Origin of the sequence: Bacteroides sp. 2_2_4, assembly GCF_000157055.1 — a bacterium.
Classification (GTDB): domain Bacteria; phylum Bacteroidota; class Bacteroidia; order Bacteroidales; family Bacteroidaceae; genus Bacteroides; species Bacteroides ovatus.
Genome location: NZ_EQ973364.1, coordinates 272,110 through 272,694 on the forward strand (window position 1 = coordinate 272,110; position 585 = coordinate 272,694).

Annotated in this window: 1 pseudogene; it reads right to left on the minus strand. The window is 42.6% G+C overall.

Features of this window, described 5'->3' with window-relative positions:
* Nucleotides 1-395 precede the first annotated feature (395 nt).
* A pseudogene (locus BSCG_RS07125) lies at nt 396-585 on the minus strand (DNA-binding protein); the annotation flags it as partial.

Sequence of the window (585 nt, forward strand, 5' to 3'; positions counted from 1 at the left end):
CAAAACAGCAAACTTATCATTTATACTTTCCCGTCACTTTATAGATAATTGCGTTTCTGTCTGTGTCATTCTGTTTATTTATGGATAGAATCATACGGGAATAAAACGTAAAAACGCCCGAAAACAGCCGGAACGGAAGTAAAAACGTACTTGAAACCCTTCGAGATGTTTTCAAAAATTCATCAGACGTTTTTTTTATTTCGTCAGACGTTTTTTGAAAAACTCCTGATGTTTTCTATGAGGCTTTCAGAAGCATATTCCGCCCACCAAATACCCGCAAATGAAAAGCCCGGTGAAATGATTTCTCATTCATCGGGCTTTTTCCTTGATTGGTTTGCGATCTACGAAACGAGGATAATGCGCTAACAGGCGTTTTCTTCGTTACCGGTCATTGTTTAAGCTGCCGGGTCGGGAGCTTCTCCGCCGCCTTCGTCAGGTTTCGGATTTGGTTTCTCATCTCCGCCTTCGCCATCTTCGTTCGCTGCGCTTGCTCCTGCCTTGGAGAAAGAATACATTGAAACGGCTTCCTTGATTTCAGCAGAAGGAACATAGATAACACGTGCTTTTTTCACACTGCTTGCTCCA